At 71.5% G+C, this 18,398-nt stretch carries 16 protein-coding genes; 8 read left to right on the top strand and 8 right to left on the bottom strand.

Annotated elements, in window-relative coordinates; translation table 11 throughout:
• Positions 1-3: 3 nt before the first annotated feature.
• Both OHA88_RS31475 and OHA88_RS31470 read left to right on the top strand, forming a co-directional pair.
• Positions 4-1,224, top strand: coding sequence for a sensor histidine kinase (locus tag OHA88_RS31475; protein WP_328629836.1), 1,221 nt, complete (start codon positions 4-6; stop codon positions 1,222-1,224).
• Between the two features lie 5 nt (positions 1,225-1,229).
• Positions 1,230-1,862, top strand: coding sequence for a response regulator transcription factor (locus OHA88_RS31470; protein WP_267008115.1), 633 nt, complete (start codon positions 1,230-1,232; stop codon positions 1,860-1,862).
• A 39-nt stretch (positions 1,863-1,901) separates the two neighbouring features.
• Here OHA88_RS31470 and OHA88_RS31465 read toward each other — a convergent pair whose 3' ends face one another.
• The 3 genes from OHA88_RS31465 to OHA88_RS31455 all read right to left on the bottom strand — a co-directional run bounded on the left by OHA88_RS31465 (position 1,902) and on the right by OHA88_RS31455 (position 7,089).
• Positions 1,902-3,428, bottom strand: coding sequence for an MFS transporter (locus OHA88_RS31465; RefSeq protein ID WP_328627991.1), 1,527 nt, complete (start codon positions 3,426-3,428; stop codon positions 1,902-1,904).
• Positions 3,429-3,483: 55 nt separating this feature from the next.
• Positions 3,484-4,680: a lipid-transfer protein gene (locus OHA88_RS31460; protein ID WP_328627990.1), complete on the bottom strand. Its 1,197-nt coding sequence runs from the start codon at positions 4,678-4,680 to the stop codon at positions 3,484-3,486.
• A 231-nt stretch (positions 4,681-4,911) separates the two neighbouring features.
• Positions 4,912-7,089, bottom strand: coding sequence for an acyl-CoA dehydrogenase (locus tag OHA88_RS31455; RefSeq protein ID WP_328627989.1), 2,178 nt, complete (start codon positions 7,087-7,089; stop codon positions 4,912-4,914).
• Positions 7,090-7,338: 249 nt separating this feature from the next.
• On the opposite strand from OHA88_RS31455, the gene OHA88_RS31450 reads away from it, so the two are divergent.
• The 5 genes from OHA88_RS31450 to OHA88_RS31430 all read left to right on the top strand — a co-directional run bounded on the left by OHA88_RS31450 (position 7,339) and on the right by OHA88_RS31430 (position 13,153).
• Positions 7,339-9,138, top strand: coding sequence for an MFS transporter (locus tag OHA88_RS31450; protein WP_328627988.1), 1,800 nt, complete (start codon positions 7,339-7,341; stop codon positions 9,136-9,138).
• A 298-nt stretch (positions 9,139-9,436) separates the two neighbouring features.
• The gene (locus OHA88_RS31445; protein WP_389726294.1) at positions 9,437-10,024 is read left to right on the top strand and encodes a class I SAM-dependent methyltransferase; all 588 of its coding nucleotides are present in this window, start codon (positions 9,437-9,439) and stop codon (positions 10,022-10,024) included.
• A 22-nt stretch (positions 10,025-10,046) separates the two neighbouring features.
• Positions 10,047-10,988 carry an N-acetylmuramoyl-L-alanine amidase gene (locus OHA88_RS31440; protein WP_328627987.1) on the top strand — a complete coding sequence of 314 codons (942 nt, stop codon included), beginning with the start codon at positions 10,047-10,049 and terminating at the stop codon, positions 10,986-10,988.
• Between the two features lie 198 nt (positions 10,989-11,186).
• On the top strand, positions 11,187-12,026 hold the full coding sequence (locus tag OHA88_RS31435; protein WP_328627986.1) for a DUF5336 domain-containing protein: 840 nt from the start codon (positions 11,187-11,189) through the stop codon (positions 12,024-12,026).
• A gap of 113 nt (positions 12,027-12,139) precedes the next feature.
• The gene (locus OHA88_RS31430; protein WP_328627985.1) at positions 12,140-13,153 is read left to right on the top strand and encodes an LLM class F420-dependent oxidoreductase; all 1,014 of its coding nucleotides are present in this window, start codon (positions 12,140-12,142) and stop codon (positions 13,151-13,153) included.
• A 9-nt stretch (positions 13,154-13,162) separates the two neighbouring features.
• Here the strand turns inward: OHA88_RS31430 and OHA88_RS31425 are convergent, their stop codons facing one another.
• Both OHA88_RS31425 and OHA88_RS31420 read right to left on the bottom strand, forming a co-directional pair.
• The gene (locus tag OHA88_RS31425) at positions 13,163-13,939 is read right to left on the bottom strand and encodes a maleylpyruvate isomerase family mycothiol-dependent enzyme (protein WP_328627984.1); all 777 of its coding nucleotides are present in this window, start codon (positions 13,937-13,939) and stop codon (positions 13,163-13,165) included.
• 40 nt (positions 13,940-13,979) lie between these two features.
• Positions 13,980-14,531, bottom strand: coding sequence for a hypothetical protein (locus OHA88_RS31420; protein ID WP_328627983.1), 552 nt, complete (start codon positions 14,529-14,531; stop codon positions 13,980-13,982).
• 153 nt (positions 14,532-14,684) lie between these two features.
• On the opposite strand from OHA88_RS31420, the gene OHA88_RS31415 reads away from it, so the two are divergent.
• On the top strand, positions 14,685-14,978 hold the full coding sequence (locus tag OHA88_RS31415; protein WP_030970483.1) for a hypothetical protein: 294 nt from the start codon (positions 14,685-14,687) through the stop codon (positions 14,976-14,978).
• A gap of 24 nt (positions 14,979-15,002) precedes the next feature.
• Here the strand turns inward: OHA88_RS31415 and OHA88_RS31410 are convergent, their stop codons facing one another.
• From OHA88_RS31410 to OHA88_RS31400, 3 genes are all read right to left on the bottom strand, one after another.
• On the bottom strand, positions 15,003-16,079 hold the full coding sequence (locus tag OHA88_RS31410) for a prenyltransferase (RefSeq protein WP_328627982.1): 1,077 nt from the start codon (positions 16,077-16,079) through the stop codon (positions 15,003-15,005).
• A complete protein-coding gene (locus OHA88_RS31405) occupies positions 16,076-16,840 on the bottom strand; it encodes a class I SAM-dependent methyltransferase (protein ID WP_328627981.1) in 765 nt (254 codons plus the stop codon). The genes OHA88_RS31410 and OHA88_RS31405 overlap by 4 nt, the downstream gene beginning before the upstream one ends.
• A gap of 63 nt (positions 16,841-16,903) precedes the next feature.
• Complete coding sequence (locus OHA88_RS31400; RefSeq protein WP_328627980.1) at positions 16,904-18,238, bottom strand: glycosyltransferase family 4 protein; 1,335 nt, start codon at positions 18,236-18,238, stop codon at positions 16,904-16,906.
• Between the last annotated feature and the right edge of the window lie 160 nt (positions 18,239-18,398).

Raw genomic sequence — 18,398 nt, 5'->3', positions numbered from 1 at the left:
GGCATGAGCCGGGACGGATCGGAATCACGCAGGGAACGGCGCAGGCGGTACCGGGAGGAAGGGCGCCTCGGGCCGCCCGGCCCGTACGCCCTGCTGCCCTGGCTGCTGATAGGGCTCGGCGCCTTCTCCAACCTCTTCCAGGGGAAGACGCCGAACCCCTGGATCGGCGGTATCGGGCTGTTCGTCTTCAACTCCCTCTACATCTCCGTGGTGTTCCGGGGATTCCACAAGAAATCGCGTGAGAGCCCCGTGACGTACGTGACGCTCGCCGTGATGGCCGTGGTCACGTTCGGGCTGGCGATCGGCTACGGCGGCAGCTGGCTGCTGTTCTTCCCGCTGCTCTCGTTGGCCTGCGGCACCGTCCTGCGTCACCGGCAGCTGGTGCTCGGCCTGCTCGGGCTCGCGGTCGTCGCCGGCCTCGTCGCCGTCCGGCGCGGGGACAACGTCGCGGACCCGTGGACCATCGGATACGGCACCTTCATCTCGGGCGCCGTGACCGCCGCGATCCTCACCCTGTCGGAGACCGTGATGGAACTGCGGGCCACCCGGCAGGAACTGGCCAGGACCGCCGTGGAGAAGGAGCGGCTCCGGTTCTCCCGCGATCTGCACGACCTGCTGGGGCACACGCTCTCCGTGATCGTCGTCAAGTCGGAGGCCGCGCGCCGGCTGGCCCCGCGCGACATGGACGCGGCACTGCTCCAGGTCGCCGACATCGAGTCCGTCGGCCGCCAGGCCCTCACCGAGATCCGGGAGGCCGTCACCGGCTACCGCGAGGGAAGTCTGGCCACCGAACTCGACCGGGCGAGGTCCGCGCTGACCGCCGCCGGGATCGAACCGGTGGTCCGCCGATCGGGACCGCCGCTCGCCCCGCAGACGGAGGCGCTGCTGGGCTGGGTGGTGCGGGAGGCGGTGACCAACGTCGTACGCCACAGCGATGCGACCACCTGCTCGTTCACGGTCGACGGCACGGCCGAGCGGGTCCGGCTGACCGTCACCGACGACGGCCGCGGGCAGGGCGCCGAGCCGCCTGCTCCGGGCATCGGCGGCACCGGCTTGAAGGGCCTCACCGAACGCCTCGCGGCGGCCGGCGGCTCGCTCACGGCGGGCTCCGGTCCGGACGGTGGCTTCGGGGTCACGGCGGAACTGCCGGTGGACGCGACGGACGCCGCGGACGGGATGGATAGCGCCGACGGCTCGGTCCCACCCCATACGCTGGGCCGGTGAACGAGATGCCCCAGAATCACCGGCCGACCAAGGCCGTACGTGTGCTGCTCGCCGAGGATCAGGGCATGATGCGCGGCGCGCTCGCCCTGCTGCTGGGTCTGGAACCGGACATCGAGGTGGTGGCCCAGGTGGCCGCCGGGGACAAGATCGTGGACGCCGCGCTGATGTCCCGTCCCGATGTGGCACTCCTCGACATCGAACTCCCGGGCCGCAGCGGACTGGACGCCGCCGCCGATCTGCGCGAGGAGGTGCCGGACTGCCGGGTGCTGATCCTCACCACCTTCGGCCGGCCCGGCTATCTGCGCCGCGCGATGGAGGCCGGGGCCGCAGGCTTTCTGGTCAAGGACGGCCCGGTGGAGGAGCTCGCCGCGGCGATCCGCCGGGTGCTGACCGGCGAGACCGTCATCGACCCCGCCCTCGCCGCTGCCGCCCTGAGCGCGGGGCCCAGCCCGCTCACCGCGCGTGAACGGGACGCGCTGAACGCGTCGGTGGACGGGGCGACGGTCGCGGACATCGCGGCCAAGCTGCATCTGTCGGAGTCGACGGTGCGCAACTATCTGTCGTCCGCGATCGGGAAGACGGGGACCCGTAATCGCATGGAGGCGGTGCGGGCGGCGCGGCAGCAGGGGTGGTTGTAGGCGGTCGGCTCCGGGAAGCGGCCGGCGGCCGCCTCGTCCTCAGTCGCCGGACGACCTCGACATGCCCGACGCGCTCGGCGTCCCGGACGGGCTCGACGTACGGGACGGGCTCGAAGTGCCCGACGGGCTCGGGGTACCGGAGCGCGGCGAGCGGTGACGCGGTAGCCACAGTGTCATCAGCAGCAGCCCGCCGAGCAGCACCGAGCCCGCCGTGCGGAACGCCAGCGCGAAACCGGCGGTGAGGTCCTCCGCCCCGGTTCCGCCCCCGGTGCGCGCCGCCGCGACGGTGGAGAGCACGGCGAGACCCAGCGCACCGCCCATCGTCCGCGAGGTGTTGACCAGCCCGGAGACCAGCCCGGCATCCCCGGGCGCCGCGCCCGAGGTGGCGAGGGAGGCGAGCGGGGTCGACGCGAATCCCGCACCCGCCATCATCAGGATGCCCGGTCCGCAGATCGACGTGACGTACGAGCCGTCGGCGCCCATCGTGGACTGCCATCCGAAGCCCGCGGCGGTGACCGCCAGACCGATCAGGACAAGATTCTTCGCACCGACCCGTGCCATCATCCGCGGCGCGAACGTCGAGCCGAGGACGACCGCCAACGAGGTGGGCAGCAGCGCGAATCCGGCCTGCATCGGCGTATAGCCCAGCACCGACTGTGCGTACACGGTCATGAAGTACCACATCGAGAAGGTGGCGGACCCCATCACGATCATCGCCACGTTCGCCGCCGCCACCGCCCGCGTGCCCAGCACCCGCAGCGGCATCAGCGGCGCCGCCGTCCGGGCCTCCACCAGGACGAAGAGCGCGAGCAGCGCGAGTCCGCCGAGCAGCGGCACCAGGGTGGCCGGTGCGGCCCAGCCCTCCTGCTCGGTCTGCACGATGCCGTAGGCGACGGCGGCCAGGCCCGCCGTGACGAGCACCGCGCCCAGCAGGTCGATACGGTGCCGCTCGCGCGCCCGGCTCTCGGCGAGCCAGGCGGCGCCGCCGATCAGGACGAGCACGCCGAACGGCACGTTGATCAGCAGGACCCAGCGCCAGTTGAGGACGTCGGTGAGCACCCCGCCGACCATCCCGCCCGCCGCGCCGCCGCCCGCGCCGACGGCCATCCAGGTGCCGATCGCCCTGGTCCTGGCATGGCCTTCGGGGACGGCGGCGGTGAGGATGGTGAGGGTCGCGGGGGACAGTACGGCGGCGCCGAGCCCTTGCGCCGCGCGGGCGGCCAGCAGCTGCCAGCCCTCCTGCGCGAATCCGCCGGCCAGCGAGGCGGCGGTGAACAGACCGAGTCCGACCAGGAACATCCGCTTGCGGCCGTACAGATCTGCGGCCCGCCCGCCGAGCAGCATGAAGCCGGCGAACGCGATCGCGTAGGCGTTGAGCACCCACTGCAGCTGCGCGGCGCTCAGCCCCAGGTCGGACCGCATGGACGGCAGCGCCACATTGACGACCGACACATCGAGGACGACGAGGAACTGGCCGACGCAGGCGGCGAGCACCACCGCCCAGGTGCGGTTTGTTCGCCGGTTCTGCACATGCGCGGGGGTCGTGACGTCTGCCATGGGCGTCATACTCGCAGGCACTCTGCGCCCCGTACATCGGTATATGGTCGGGCCCCGCCTCCGACTAGCGACGGAGCAGCGTGACCACCGCCGCGCCGCCGAGCCCGATGTTGTGGGCGAGTCCGACCCGGGCATCGGGCACCTGCCGGGGGCCCGCCTCGCCGCGCAGCTGCCAGGTGAGTTCGGCGGCTTGGGCGATACCGGTGGCGCCGAGCGGGTGGCCCTTGGAGATCAGCCCGCCGGACGGGTTGACGACCCAGCGGCCGCCGTAGGTGGTGGCCCCGGACTCGACGAGCTTGCCGGACTCGCCCTCGCCGCACAGGCCGAGCGCCTCGTAGGTCAGGAGTTCGTTGATGGAGAAGCAGTCGTGCAGCTCGATGACGTCGAGGTCCGCGGCCGAGAGCCCCGAGGTGTCGTACACCTGCTGGGCGGCGGCCCGGGACATGGGCCGGCCGACGGCGTCGATGCAGGTGCCGGAGGCGAACGACTCACCGGTGTCGGTCGTCATGGCCTGGGCGACGATCTCGACCGCCCGGTCGCCCAGCCCGTGGCTCTCGACGAACCGTTCCGATACGACGACGGCGGCGGCCGCCCCGTCGGAGGTGGGCGAGCACTGGAGCTTGGTCAGCGGGCGGTGGACGGTCCGGGCGGCGAGGATCTCGTCGACCGTGTAGGCGTCCTGGAACTGGGCGTACGGATTGTTCACCGAGTGCCGGTGGTTCTTGGCGCCGACCGCCGCGAGCTGCGCCTCGGTCGTCCCGTAACGCTCCATGTGTTCGCGGGCCGCGTTGCCGAAGATCTGGGCGGTGGGCGGGGACATCTCGAAGCCGTGGGCGGCGGCCATGATCCCGTAGTGCCGGGCAACGGGCGACGTCCGGAAGTCGGCGGCGCCGCCGTCGGATCCGCCGCCGCCCAGCGCCCCGCGCGCCATCTTCTCGAAGCCGAGCGCGAGCACGCAGTCGCTGATGCCGCCCTCGACGAACTGGCGGGCCATCATCAGCGCGGTGGAGCCGGTCGCGCAGTTGTTGTTGACGTTGTAGACGGGTACGCCGGTCAGTCCGAGTTCGTACGCGGCGCGCTGGCCGGCCGTGGAGGCCTGGAAGCAGTAGCCGACGGGGACCTGCTGCACCTGCTCGTAGCGGACCCCGGCGTCGGCGAGCGCCGCGCTCCCGGCCTCCTTCGCCATGTCCCAGTACTGCCAGTCGCGCGTCTCGGGCTTCTCGAACTTCGTCATTCCGACACCGACGATGTACGCCTTCATGGTCTTCCTCCCGGGCCGCTGCCACGTTCCGACTCATCTGACGATGCGTCAGATAATGGCAGCGGCGACCGGTCGGCGGAAGGCTGCGTGACCGGTGAGCGACGGACTCCAGGTTGTTCAGGTGCCGGATCACCGGATACTCCGGCGAGGGCTCACTCGGCTCAGCAGACCGACAGCAGACGGCAACCCCTCAGACAATGCCGACCCGGCGCCGGCGGACCGGGCCGGGTGTCACGGGTCCCGGGGCAGGCCGAGGATGCGCTCGGCGACGACATTGAGCTGGACCTGGGTGGTGCCGCCCGCGATGGTCAGACAGCGGGACATCAGAAAGCTGTGCAGGGCCCGCGCCCCGGTGCCCTCGTCGGTCGCACCGGCCGGTCCCAGAAGTTCCAGGGCGAGCTCGGCGACCTTCTGCTGGTGGGTGGTCTGGACGAGTTTGCGGATGGATGCCCCGGCGCCCGGCTCCAGGCCGGAGACCTGTTGCATGGTGGTCCGCAGCCCGATACAGGCGAGCGCGTGCGCCTCGGCGGCGAGCGCACCGATCCGTGCCCGGTACGTGCCGTCGAGTTCGCCGGAGCAGGCGATCAGCGCTTCCAGGCCCGTTTCGAAGGTCATCTGGTCGGCCATGTGGACGCGTTCGTTGCCGAGGGTGTTGCGGGCGACCCGCCAGCCTTCGTCGATGTCGCCGACGACGGCGTCGGCGGGCAGCAGGACGTCGTCGAAGTACACCTCGTTGAAGAGGGAGTCGCCGGTGATCTCCTTCAGCGGGCGGATGTCGATGCCGGCGGTGTTCTTCATGTCGACGAGGAAGTAGCCGATCCCCTGGTGCTTGGGGGCGTCCGGGTCGGTCCTGGCGAGCAGGATGCCGTGGTCGGCCCATTGGGCGGCGCTCGTCCACACCTTCTGGCCGTTGATCCGCCAGCCGTCGGCGGTCCGCTCGGCCTTCGTGCGGAGCGAGGCGAGGTCGGAGCCGGCGCCGGGCTCGGAGAACAGCTGGCACCACAGGAGTTCGCCGCGCAGGGTGGGCAGGAGATAGCGGTCCTGCTGCTCCGGTGTCCCGTGTGCGAGGAGCGACGGCACCACCCAGGTGGCGATTCCGAGGCCGCTCACCTTCACGCCCTGTTCCTCCAGCTCCTGTTGCACGGCCAGCTGATGCACCGGTCCGGCGTCCAGGCCGTACGGGGCGGGCAGGTGCGGGGCGGCGTAGCCGGTCGGGGCGAGGGCGCGGCGGGCCGCCTCCGGGTCGAGGCCCCGGGCGGCGGCGATGGTCTCGCGCGCCTCGGCGCGGTGGCGGGCGGCCTCGGCGGGGAGTTCCAGGGAGAGCTCGCGGCGCGCCCCGCCTTCGGCCAGCCGGGCGGCCCGCAGCCGATGGGCGTCCCCGGCCCCGAGCAGCTGGCGCGCCACCAGGGCCCGGCGCAGGTGGAGGTGGGCGTCGTGCTCCCAGGTGAAGCCGATACCGCCGAGGATCTGGATGCAGTCCTTGGCACAGCTGTAGGCGGCGTCGAGCGCGGTGCCCGCGGCGAGGGCGGCGACCAGTGCGCGTGTCTCCGGGGCTTCGTCCGCCGCGCGGGCGGCGTCCCACACGAGCGCGCGGGCCTGCTCGACGCGTACGAGCATGTCGGCGCAGAGGTGTTTGATGCCCTGGAACTGCCCGATGGGGCGGCCGAACTGTTCACGGACCTTGGCGTACGCGACGGCGGTGTCCAGCGCCCAGGCAGCGGTGCCGCACGCCTCGGCGGCGAACAGGACGGCGGCGAGGTCGCGGACGGTCCCGGAGTCGATGCGCACGGCACGGGCCGCGGGGACGAGTACACCGCCGGCGCGGACCTCGGCGGTGGGGCGGGTCGGGTCGGCGCCGCGGTGCGGGCGTACGGTCAGCCCTTCGGCGGCGGAGTCGACGGCGAACCAGCGGGTGCCACCGGCCGATGCGGCGGGGAGGATGAGCAGGTCGGCGTCTGCGCCGCAGAGCACGGGCGGGGCGACGCCGTCGAGGAGATGGCCGCCCTCGCACTCCACGGCGGTGAGGGTGCCGGGGCCGAGGGCGACGGCGCCGATGCGGGTGCCGGCCGCAAGGACGGGTGCAAGGTCACTCACGCCTGCCTCGCCGAGCACCGCCGAGGCGAGTGCGGTCGCCAGGTAGGGGCCGGGGAGCGCGGCCCGCCCCGTCTCCTCCAGGACCACGGCGAGGTCGAGGAGTGCACCGCCCCCTCCCCCGTACTCCTCGGGCAGATGGAGGGCGAGCAGACCCTGTTCCGCGAGACCGTCCCAGTAGAAGGGGCGCACGCCCGGCGCAGAAGGGGCGCTCGCGTCGAGGAGCTTGCGGATCTTCTCCGGCGGCACGGCACGCGCCAGCCACCCCCGTACGGACTGCGCCAGCTCCCTCTGTTCTTGGGTGATTGCGATGCCCATGTGCGGATCCTCGCCGGTCGCGGCCACTGGAACGGCGCAAGAGTAGAACACGTTCCAATTCGATGGAAGGTCGGACGACCGTACGCTTCCCGCCGGGTACCGCGTCGCGTCCCATTCGCCCGGCGTTCACAGGAATACGGCGGACATCCGGAAGTGTTCAAGCTGCACGTACTTGGCGGTCACTGCTGCCCGCCGCCGGACCGCACTCCACCTCCACCCGCTTTCTTCCGCTGCCCGGAGGCCGCACGCATGCCACAAGCGACGCACGATCAGCACGCCGGGGAGCAGCCGCTCCCCGATCCGCGGACCCACCGTGCGGGTGGCGGTGTCGTCCCGGTTCTCGCCTTCGCGGGTATCACCGTCGCGGTCATGCAGACCCTGCTCGTCCCCGTCATCAAGGACCTGCCCGCCCTTCTCCACACCGATCCGTCCAACGCCACCTGGGTGCTGACCGCGACCCTGCTCGCAGGTGCCGTCGCCACACCGATCATGGGCCGGCTCGGCGACCTCTACGGCAAGCGGAAGATGCTGCTCACCAGCCTCGCCGTCATGGTGATCGGCTCGCTGATCTGCGCCTTCACCGATCAACTCGTGGTCATGATCGCGGGGCGCGCGCTCCAGGGCTTCGCCATGGGCGCCATCCCGCTGGGGATCGGCATCATGCGCGACGAGCTGCCGCGCGAGAAGCTCGGCTCGGCGATGGCGCTGATGAGCTCCTCGATCGGGGTGGGCGGCGGGCTCGCGCTGCCCGCCGCCGCGCTGGTCGCCCAGCACGCCGACTGGCACACGCTGTTCTTCGGCGCGGCCGGCCTCGGGGTGCTGTCGATGGCGCTGACCGTCCTCGCCGTACCGGAGACCTCGCTGCGTGCGCCCGGCCGGTTCGATCTGCCCGGTGCGCTCGGGCTCTCGCTCGGCCTGGTCTGCCTGCTGCTGCCGATCACCAAGGGCAGCGACTGGGGCTGGACCTCGGCCACCACACTCGGACTGATCGCCGCATCCCTGCTGATCCTGGTGCTGTGGGGGCTCTTCGAGCTGCGCAGCCCGGCGCCGCTGGTCGACCTGCGGACCTCGGCCCGGCGCGAGGTACTGCTCACCAACCTCACCTCGGTGATGGTCGGCGTCGCGTTCTACGCGGTCTCGCTCGTCCTGCCGCAGCTGCTCCAGCTGCCCGTGTCGACCGGGTACGGCCTCGGGCAGTCGATGGTCGTGGCGGGGCTGTGCGTGGCGCCGCTGGGTCTGACCATGATGTTCGTCGCCCCGCTGTACGCCCGGCTGTCGGCCCGCCGCGGCCCCAAGGTGTCACTGATGCTCGGCATGCTGGTCATCGCGATCGGTTACGGGGCAGGGCTCGGCCTGATGAGTGCCGCCTGGCAGACCGTGATGATCGCGGTGGTGCTCGGGGCCGGTATCGGGCTCGCGTACTCCTCGCTGCCCGCACTGATCATCGGGGCCGTCGATCCGTCGGAGACCGGCGCGGCCAACGGTCTGAACACCCTGATGCGGTCGATCGGCACGTCGGTGTCGAGCGCCGTGATCGGCATGGTGCTGGCCAACACCTCGGTGCGTATGGGTCCGGTACAGGTGCCTTCGATGGAGGGATTCCGGACCTCGTTCATGATCGCGACGGGTGCGGTGCTGATCGGTCTGGTGCTGGCCGCGTTCCTGCCGTCGCAGCGCGACGCGCTGCGGCCGGTGCTGCTGGCCGGCAACACGGACGCGGCGGCGTCCGCCGGGGAGGCCTCGCGTCCCGTCGCCGGACCGGACGGCTTCCGGGGCAGGGTGCTGGATGCGGACGGTACGCCGGTGGCCCACGCCAACGTCACGCTGATCGACCGGATGGGGCGGCAGGCGGGGCTCACCGTGACGGACGAAGCCGGCCGGTACACCCTGGCCGCCCCGTCCACCGGCACCTTCGTCCTGGCCGGTTCCGCCACCGGATACGCGCCGCGCGCCTGCCCGGCGACGTACCCGGCGAACGGCCTGCCGGCCGAGGTCGACCTCGTACTGACGGTCAGCGCACCGGAGCGTCGAACCGCGGTGCCGTCCTGAGCGGTTGAGCGACGCGGAGGCAACCCGCTCGCCGCAACGAAGTCGAGTACCGCTCCACCGAAGCACCGGCTGTGACGGCGGAGGAAGTCGCGGCCGATCTGCCGAAGGTTCAGGCGCTGATCGACCTCGCCGGGAAGGCCATCCCCGACATGCCTCGCTGCTGACCCCCGCCGACAACGCCGACCAGGCCGTACGGCACCATGGGGCGCCGTTCGATCCCCGTACCGCCAGGAGGAACCCCGTGGCCGCCGAGCCCAAGCCCGAGATTCTCGCCGCCTTTCAGGCCGCCAAGGGGTTCATGCCGGTGGTCGAGGGGCTCGCCCTCCACGCGGCCGCCACCGACGCCGCCGCGCTCGGTCTGCCGCTGCTGGAGGTCGGGACGTACTGCGGGCGGTCCACGATCCTGCTCGCCGATGCCGCCCGGGCGGCCGGTGTGACGGCGCTCACCGTCGACCATCACCGTGGCAGCGAGGAGCAGCAGCCCGGCTGGGAGTACCACGACCCGACCGTCGTGGACCCGGAGGTCGGCCGGATGGACACACTGCCGACGTTCCGCCGCACCCTGCACGCGGCCGGGCTCGAAGACCATGTCGTGGCACTCGTCGGCCGGTCCCCGCAGGTCGCGGCCGTCTGGGGCGGGAAGCTCGGCTTCGTCTTCATCGACGGCGGGCACACCGACGAGCATGCGAACGGCGACTACGAGGGCTGGGCGCCGCATCTCGCCGAGGGCGGGCTCCTCGTGATCCACGACGTGTTCCCCGATCCCGCGCACGGCGGCCAGGCCCCGTACCGGGTGTATCTGCGGGCGCTGGAGTCCGGGGCGTTCACCGAGGTGTCGGTCACGGACTCGCTGCGCGTCCTGCGCCGTACGGGAACGGGGATCTGAGCCGCCCCGATAGCATCGCCGGGTGCCGTACGACGACAGCGTTTCCCCCACCCCGCACCGCCGGCCCCTGTTCGTCGCCGCCGCGCTCGCCGCCGTGTGCCTGAGTGCCGCGGGCTGCGGCGCGGGCGGTGACAGCGGCGGGGCTCAGGCCCGGCCCCGGCAGGGCGGCAGCGCCACCTCCGCCGCGCCGCCGTCGCTCTCGCCGTCGAAGAGCGTTCCGGCGCCGGGGAAGGCGTCCGCATCGCCGCCGTCCGCGTCGCCCTCGAAGTCCACGGGCGGCCGGGCGTCGGGGCCACTGTCCGGGAAGACCGTCGTCATCGATCCCGGGCACAACCCGAACAATCATCTGCACACCCGCGAGATCAGCCGCCAGGTGGACATCGGCACCACGCACAAGGAGTGCGACACCACCGGTACGTCCACCAACTCCGGCTACGCGGAAGCCCAGTTCACGCTGGATGTGTCGCACCGGCTGCGTGCGCTGCTCCGGGCTCAGGGCGCGAAGGTGATCCTGACGTACGACAACGACCGCCCGTACGGCCCGTGCGTCGACGAGCGGGCCCGGATCGGCAACAACGCCGAGGCCGATGCGGTCGTCTCGGTGCACGCGGACGGCTCCGCGGTCGGCAACCGGGGGTTCCATGTGATCCTTCCCGCGCTCGTGCGCGGCGGAGCCGCTGACACCTCGAAGATCGTGGATCCGTCGCGCGATCTCGGCACCCGTATCGCGGGGCTCTTCGTCCGCGCCACCGGAAGTGCACCTTCCAATTACGTCGGCGGCAATACGGGGTTGGACACCCGTGGTGATCTGGGCGGGCTGAATTTGTCGACCGTGCCCAAGGTGTTCATCGAGTGCGGCAATATGCGTGATCCGAAGGACGCCGTTCTGCTCACCAGCGCGGGTTGGCGCCAGAAGGCCGCACAAGGCATTGCGGACGGCATCAGCTCCTACTTCAAGGGGTAAAGCAGAGGGAGTTGTGCGGTAGTTGTGCGGTGGTATTCCGGGGATGACCGCCCAACGTCCGGGCCGGGACGCAACCCGTCCGGGCAGACGATAGATTCATCCGTACGGCGGGGAGCCGCCTCCGAGCTTCGCGCCGTGCCCGCCGTACCGGCGGCAGCGACGACCGCCCCGACGAGACGACCGACTAAGGACCTTCACGTGAATATCCGCTCCCTCACTCGAGGCGATGGCGTGGTGATCGGCGCAGCGGTGGTGCTGTTCATCGCCTCTTTCCTCGACCTCTCCGGCTTCGATTGCCCTGCGGGCCTCAACTGCTCCAGCTACGAGACCCCGAATGCCTGGGACGCCCTCGGGGTCCTCATGAGCGTCTTCCTGGCCGGAATCATCGGTGCGGCGCTGGTGGTTGTGGGCCGAGCCATGCCGGGCCGCAAGGTTGTCGGCCTCGACCTCGGTCAATTCGGAGCCGCCTTCTGTGTCTTCGCGCTGTGGACGGCCTTCTGGACGACCATCGACGCCGGCGACGCGGGTACCGGCCTGATCCTCGGCCTGCTCGCGGCCATCGTGCTCGCCGGCGGTGCGGTCGCGACGCCGCTCGTCCCGGCGCTCAAGGCTCCCCTGGTGGGCGCTCCGCGTCCGCAGGCCGTGCAGCCGCCGTACGGCGCCCAGCCGCAGCCGGGCCAGGGTTACGGCTACCCCGGCGCCCAGCAGCAGCCGTACGGCGCCCAGCCCGGCCAGCCGCAGCCGTACGGTGCGCAGCCGCAGCCCGGTCAGCCCGATCCCGCCATGGCGCACGCGTCGCAGGCTCAGCAGGCCCCGCAGGGCGGCTCGGCGCCGGCCGGTGACTTCACGCCGTTCTGGTTCGCGGTGCCGGTGGCCCGTCCGCTGTACGGCGAGGACGGTTCGCCGAGCCCGATCGCCGAACTGGCTCCGGGCACCTGGTACCTCGCGGTGGAGCAGCGCGGCCCGGGCCTCATCGCCCAGACCCAGGACGGCCGTCGCGGTGTGCTTCAGGACACCACGGGCATCCAGCGCGGCTGACCACAGCCCCTTCCTGCCGGCCCCTCGCCCCTTCCGGGCGGGGGGCCGCTGTCGTACCCTCCGTCCGTGCGGATTTATCTGACGCCTCGTCACGTATGGTCGGAGGGACCGTTATGCGGCTCGGACTCGCTCTCGGCTACTGGGGCCGCGGCCCGAACCCCGCCCATCTGGAGCTCGCCCGCGAGGCGGAGCGGCTGGGCTACGGCTCGGTGTGGACGGCGGAGGCCTGGGGCTCCGACGCCTTCACTCCACTGACCTGGATCGCCGCCCACACCTCCCGTATCCGGCTGGGCACCGGCATCGCGCAGATGGCGGCGCGCACCCCGACCGCGACCGCCATGCACGCGCTGACCCTCGACCATCTCTCCGGCGGCCGGATGATGCTCGGGCTCGGGCTCTCCGGGCCGCAGGTGGTGGAGGGCTGGTACGGGCGCCCGTTCCCGAAGAGTCCGCTGACCGCCACCCGCGAGTACGTCGAGGTCATCCGTCAAGTGCTCAGGCGTGAGGCCCCTGTTGAGCTGGCCGGGCGCTTCCACTCGCACCCGTACACCGGTCCGGACGCGACCGGCCTCGGCAAACCGCTGAAGCCGATCACCCACCCGCTGCGAGCCGGGCTGCCCGTGCTGCTGGGCGCGGAGGGGCCGAAGAACATCGCGCAGACGACACGGATCGCGGACGGCTGGCTGCCGCTGTACTGGTCGCCGCTGCGCACCGACGTGTACGAGGCTTCGCTGGCCGGTCTCCCCGACGGCTTCATGATCGCGCCGATGGCCCGCGCGCACGTCTGTGACGATGTCGCGGAGGGGCTGCTGCCGGTGAAGGCGATGCTCGGCTTCTACATCGGGGGGATGGGGCATGCCGCCCGCAACTTCCATGCCGACCTGATGGCCCGGATGGGCTTCGAGGAGGAGGCGCGGCGGATCCAGCGGCTGTTCCTGGAGGGCCGCAAGGAGGAGGCGGTGCTGGCCGTGCCGGACGCGTTCGCCGACGAGATCTCGCTCGTCGGACCGCGTGAACGGATCGCGGAACGGCTGGAGTTGTGGCGCAAGGGCCCGGTGACCGACCTGCTGGTCACGGCACCGGACCCCCACACGCTGCGCGTACTGGCAGATCTCAACAACGCCTGAGTGCCGGCATCATGCGAACCTCGCCCGCTGCAGCCAGAAGTCCAGCAGCTCCCGCTCCCCCAGCACCTCGACGCGCCCGCTGTCCACGCCCTGGCGCCGGTTGAACACCAGCATCAGATCGGTCAGCGGCCCGCGCACCGCGACCGTCGCCTTCTCGTGCGCCCGCCGCCAGGTGAATCCGTCGTCGCCGAACTCGATCAGCCACTCCGCCCCGGGCGTGTCCGTGGCATGCAGATGAAGGGACCTTCCGGCCCCTCGGAGCTCCACGGCCTCTCTGTCCCCCTCGGACTGCGCGAAGGCGACGATCTCCAGCCATTCGTCGATCGTGTCGGCCGCCAGCTCGGGCGCCACTTCGTAGTCGGCGTTCACCGTGACGGCCGCATCCGCGCGGTGGACGACCGTCTCGTGGGCCATGCGCCGCGCCCAGAATCCGGCGCTCCGGTCCCATGCCCAGGCCCAGACCGGCTGCCCGGCACCGGCCTCGCGCAGGGCGGCGACGGTCTTCGCGGCCCCGTCGGCCAGCCACGCGTCGAGCACCGCGGGGTCGTCACCGTCCGGCGTGAACTGCGGCACCCGCTCGTCCGGGACCGCCTCGGCCGCCCGGGTACGGACGATCTCGTTGACCCAGCGGTGGGCGCCGCCGACGTGGACGGCGAGGTCGCGCAGCGTCCATTCGGGGCAGGTCGGAACCTTCGCGTCGAGGTCCGCGCCGTCGATCACGGCTCTCAGTCCGTCGGTCTGACGGAGGATCTCTTCGCAGTAGTGGTCGTGTGCCAGAAGCGTCATGACGGCACCCTATTGCTCGTCTGACGCCTCCCCCATGCGGTTATCCGCCGAGCTGGGAGGTGGACGGCACCTGGTCCTTCACCTCGGCGCCCGCACTCTTGCCGGCGTCCTTGATGTTGGTGATGACGTCTTCGAAGGCGCCGACGTCCCCCGCGCCCGCCTGGCCGTTGCGGAGCTTGGTGCCGAGTCCCTTGAGCGACTCGATGCCCGCCGTCAGCGGTGCGACCGCCTTCGACAGCAGCGGGTCGCCCTTGGCGTTCTCCGCTGCCGCCTTGAGCCGGTTGTAGGCGAAGCCGCCCGCGAGCCCGGCCTTGACCAGTGCGAACGTCCGTCCGTCCGCGCCCTTCTTGAACTTGCCCGCACGGTACGGCTTGATGATCCACTGGTAGGTCGCACCCGCAGCGAGCCCGGCGTTGGCGACGAACCGCGTCTTGGCGAGCTTCTGCCTCTCCGCCGACGCCGTACCGCTCGGTGACGCGGAGGCGCTCGCGCCGGTGCCGGAGTCGTTGCCGCACGCCGTGGCGCTCACCATTACGGTGCAGGACAACAGCAACGCCACGAACAGACGGCGGAGCGGTACGGAACTGGGCACAGCGGGCCTCCCTGACGGGGCACATCAACGGTGAGTTCTACGGCGGGTACCGCAGTGCGGCACGCCCTGCCAGGCTCGCCCGGGTCCGGGTGCCGCGCCACTCAAGAGGTGCCGACCGGGTTTCGGCCCGCGGAAAACGGCAACTCGATATCCATGTCTCCTGGAATAGGCACGAGAAGCAGCACCGCCGCACGTGTCATAGCCGTGGTGGCCGATGTCATGGCCTTCATCATCGGCTTGTGGATCCTGATGTACCTGCTGGACGCGAACCGGGGCAACGACCTCGTGGCCTTCGTCAAGAACGCCGCCCGCTGGCTGGCCGGCTGGTCGTACGACCTGTTCACGTTCGACGAGGCCTGGGCGCGGGTGGTCTCCGGATACGGCCTCGCCGCCATCGTCTATCTCTTCATCGGACATGCGGTGGCGGGCCGAATCCGCCGTCCGTAAGCTCCCGGCCCGGCCGCTGGGCCCCTAGGGGGCGCAGCAGTCCGGCTCCAGGCCCGTCGGCAGCCGTTCGCCGCCGAAGACCGCGATGGTCGCCTCGTCGCCCCCCAGGGCGGCCACGGCGAGCAGCAGCGATCCGGCGGTCCAGGTCGTGAGCTCCTCCGGCCAGAACGCCCGGTTGCCCTCGAAGACGTACCCCGTCCAGTACATGCCGCCCTCGGCGCGCAGATGCTGGATGGACTGGAGGATCTCCAACGCCCGGTCGGACTCCCCCATCACCCAGAGAGCCAGGGCGAGTTCACAGCTTTCGCCGCCCGTCACCCAGGGGTTGGGCAGCACGCAGCGCACCCCCAGGCCGGGGACGACGAAGCGGTCCCAGGCTTCCTCTATCCGCTCCTTGGCGGCCGCTCCGGTGAGCGCGCCGCCGAGGACCGGGTAGTACCAGTCCATCGAGTAGCGGCTCTTGTCGAGGAAGCGTTCGGGGTGGCTGCGGATCGCGTGCGCGAGCGCGCCGGTCGCCAGCTCCCAGTCCGGCTGCGGCTCTTCCCGCTGCTCGGCGATGGCGAGTGCGCAGCGCAGTGCCTGGTGGATGGAGGAGCTGCCGGTCAGCAGGGCTTCGTCGACGGGGGTGCCGTCGGGTTCGCGCTTCCAGCCGATCTGGCCGCCGGGCTGCTGGAGCCGCAGGACGAATTCGACGGCCGCGTACACGGTCGGCCACATCCGGTCGATGAACCCGTCGTCGCCGGTGGCGAGGTAGTGGTGCCAGACGCCGACGGCCACGTACGCGCAGAAGTTGGACTCCTGGCTCCGGTCGGTCGGCCGGTCCGGGTCGCCGTCGTGGTAGGCGGCGTACCAGGAGCCGTCCTTGTTCTGGTGCCGGGCCAGCCAGTCGTACGCGCGTTCCGCGGCGGCGTGCTCGCCCGCGGCGTCGAGGGCCATGGCGGCCTCGGTGTGGTCCCACGGATCGAGGTGGTGGCCTCGGAACCAGGGCAGCGCGCCGTCCTCGCGCTGCACGGCGAGCAGCGCGGCGACGGTCTCCGTCGCCTGCTCAGCGGTGAGCACTCCGGGCAGCACGAGGTGTTCGGTCTGCTCGGGAGTGGTCACGCCTCAGCCTTCGAAAGGTCATTCGCGGCAGCGGCAGCGGCCTTGGGCAGGTGTGGCTTGGTGGCGTACGCGACGAAGCTCTTGCCGACGACCGGGTTGAGCAGTTGCTCGGCGACCCGGGTGACGGCGGGCTTCTTCATGATGTCCCAGACCAGCAGCTTGTGGTACGCGCGGACCGGCAACGCCTTGTCATTGTCGACTCCGAATGCGCACTTGAGCCACCAGTACGGGGAGTGCAGCGCGTGCGCGTGGTGGGTGCCGTACGGCTTGAGGCCGGCACCGCGGATCTTGCCGAGGAGTTCGTCGGCCCGGTAGATGCGGATGTGGCCGCCCTCGACCTCGTGGTACGCGTCGGAGAGCGTCCAGCAGACCTTCTCGGGGCCGTACCGCGGCACGGTGATCGCGATCCGGCCGCCCGGCTTGAGGACCCGGACCATCTCGGCGAGCACGCCCTTGTCGTCGGGGATGTGCTCCATCACCTCGGAGATGATGACGACGTCGAAGGACTCGTCGGGGAACGGCAGGTTGAGCGCGTCGCCCTCCATCGCGGTGGCGGTGGCGCCCACGGGGGCCTCCCCGGCCTCCTTCATCGCCGCGAACCACTTCGCGACCTCGCGGATCTCCTCGCCGTTCCGGTCGAGTGCCACGACCTGGGCGCCGCGCCGGTAGCACTCGAAGGCGTGGCGTCCGGCGCCGCAGCCCAGGTCGAGCACTCGGTCGCCTGCGGCGAGCGGGAAGCGGGTGAAGTCCACGGTCAGCACAAGTGCCTGCTTTCGCGGTCGAGGGGGTTCAGGGGGCGGGGACAGCGGGGGCGGACAGCGGGGTCACCGTCGGCCGCCGGATTGCGTGGTGGCGGCGCGGGCGGCGATCGCCTGCCGGTAGAGCTCCGCGGTGCCGATGGCCGCCTGCTTCCAGGTGAACCGGGCCAGCACCCGGGCGCGGCCCGCGGTGCCGAGCCGGGCCCGCAGCTCCGGGTCGCCGAGCAGCCGGGCGAGCGCGGCGGCCAGGGCCCCGGCGTCGGCGGGCTGCACGGCCAGACAGGTCTCGCCGTCCGGACCCGCGACCTCGGGGATCGCCCCGCCGGTGGTCGCGACGAGCGGGGTGCCGGTGGCCATGGCCTCGGCGGCGGGCAGCGAGAACCCTTCGTACAGCGAGGGGACACAGGCGACCTCGGCGCTGCGCACCAGGTCGACGAGTTCGGCGTCGCTGATGCCCTTGACGAACCGGACGGCGTCCTGGAGTCCGTACCGCTCTATGGCCTGCGCGACGGGTCCGTCCTCGGCCCGCTTGCCGACGACCACGAGGTGCGCCTGCGGGTTCTCGGTACGGAGTTTGGCGAGCGCCTCGACGAGGTGGACGAGGCCCTTCAGCGGGACGTCGGCGCTGGAGGTGGTGACGATCCGGCCGGGCACCTCGGCGACCGACGGGTCGGGCGACCACAGGTCGGTGTCCGCGCCGATGTGCACGACATGGATCCGGTCCTGCCGCACCCCGAGATGGTCGACGATCTCCTGCTTGGAGGAGCCGGAGACGGTGAGCACCGACGGCAGCCGGCGCGCGACCCGCTTCTGCATGCGGGTGAAGGCGTACCAGCGGCGCACGGAGGCGCGGCGGAGACGGCTGTCGGCGGCGTCCAGCTCCAGCTGCCGGTCGACGGTGATGGGGTGGTGGATGGTGGTGACGAGCGGGGCACCGAGGTCCGCCAACAGTCCGTACCCGAGGGTCTGGTTGTCGTGGATGACGTCGAACTCGCCGCGACGGGCGGCGAGATGGCGGCGGGCGCGGAGGCTGAAGGTGAGCGGTTCCGGGAAGCCGCCGGTCCACATGGTGGCGACCTCGGCGGCGTCGATCCAGTCCCGGTACTCGCCGCGCTTCGGGGTGCGGAACGGGTCGGGCTGGCGGTACAGGTCCAGGCTCGGCAGCTCGGTGAGCGGGACGCCCTCGTCGAGTACGGGATAGGGCTGGGCGCCGATCACCTCGACGCTGTGACCGAGGCGGGCGAGCTCGCGGCCGAGGTGGCGTACGTACACACCCTGGCCGCCGCAGAAGGGGTTGCCCTTGTAGGTGAGGAGTGCGATACGCAACGGTCGCCCGTCGGCGGTGGCGGCCGACGTGTCACTGCCCGTGCGGGGGCCCGTCTCTATGGCCTCAGCGGTCACACTCGGCCCCCTTCTCACTGCGTGTTCGCCGGAGCGTAACCGCTCACGCTAATCTAGAACAAGTTTCAGACTGGATCGTGCAATGAGCTACGAATCTACCGGCAGGTAGCGTCGGCGCAACGGCCGGATCAGGTGATTCGCGCCACGACCGGCACCCTGG

It is taken from the genome of Streptomyces sp. NBC_00353 (genome assembly GCF_036108815.1).
In the GTDB taxonomy this organism is placed as follows: Bacteria; Actinomycetota; Actinomycetes; order Streptomycetales; family Streptomycetaceae; genus Streptomyces.
This window is presented reverse-complemented; position numbering and strand designations above follow the sequence as displayed.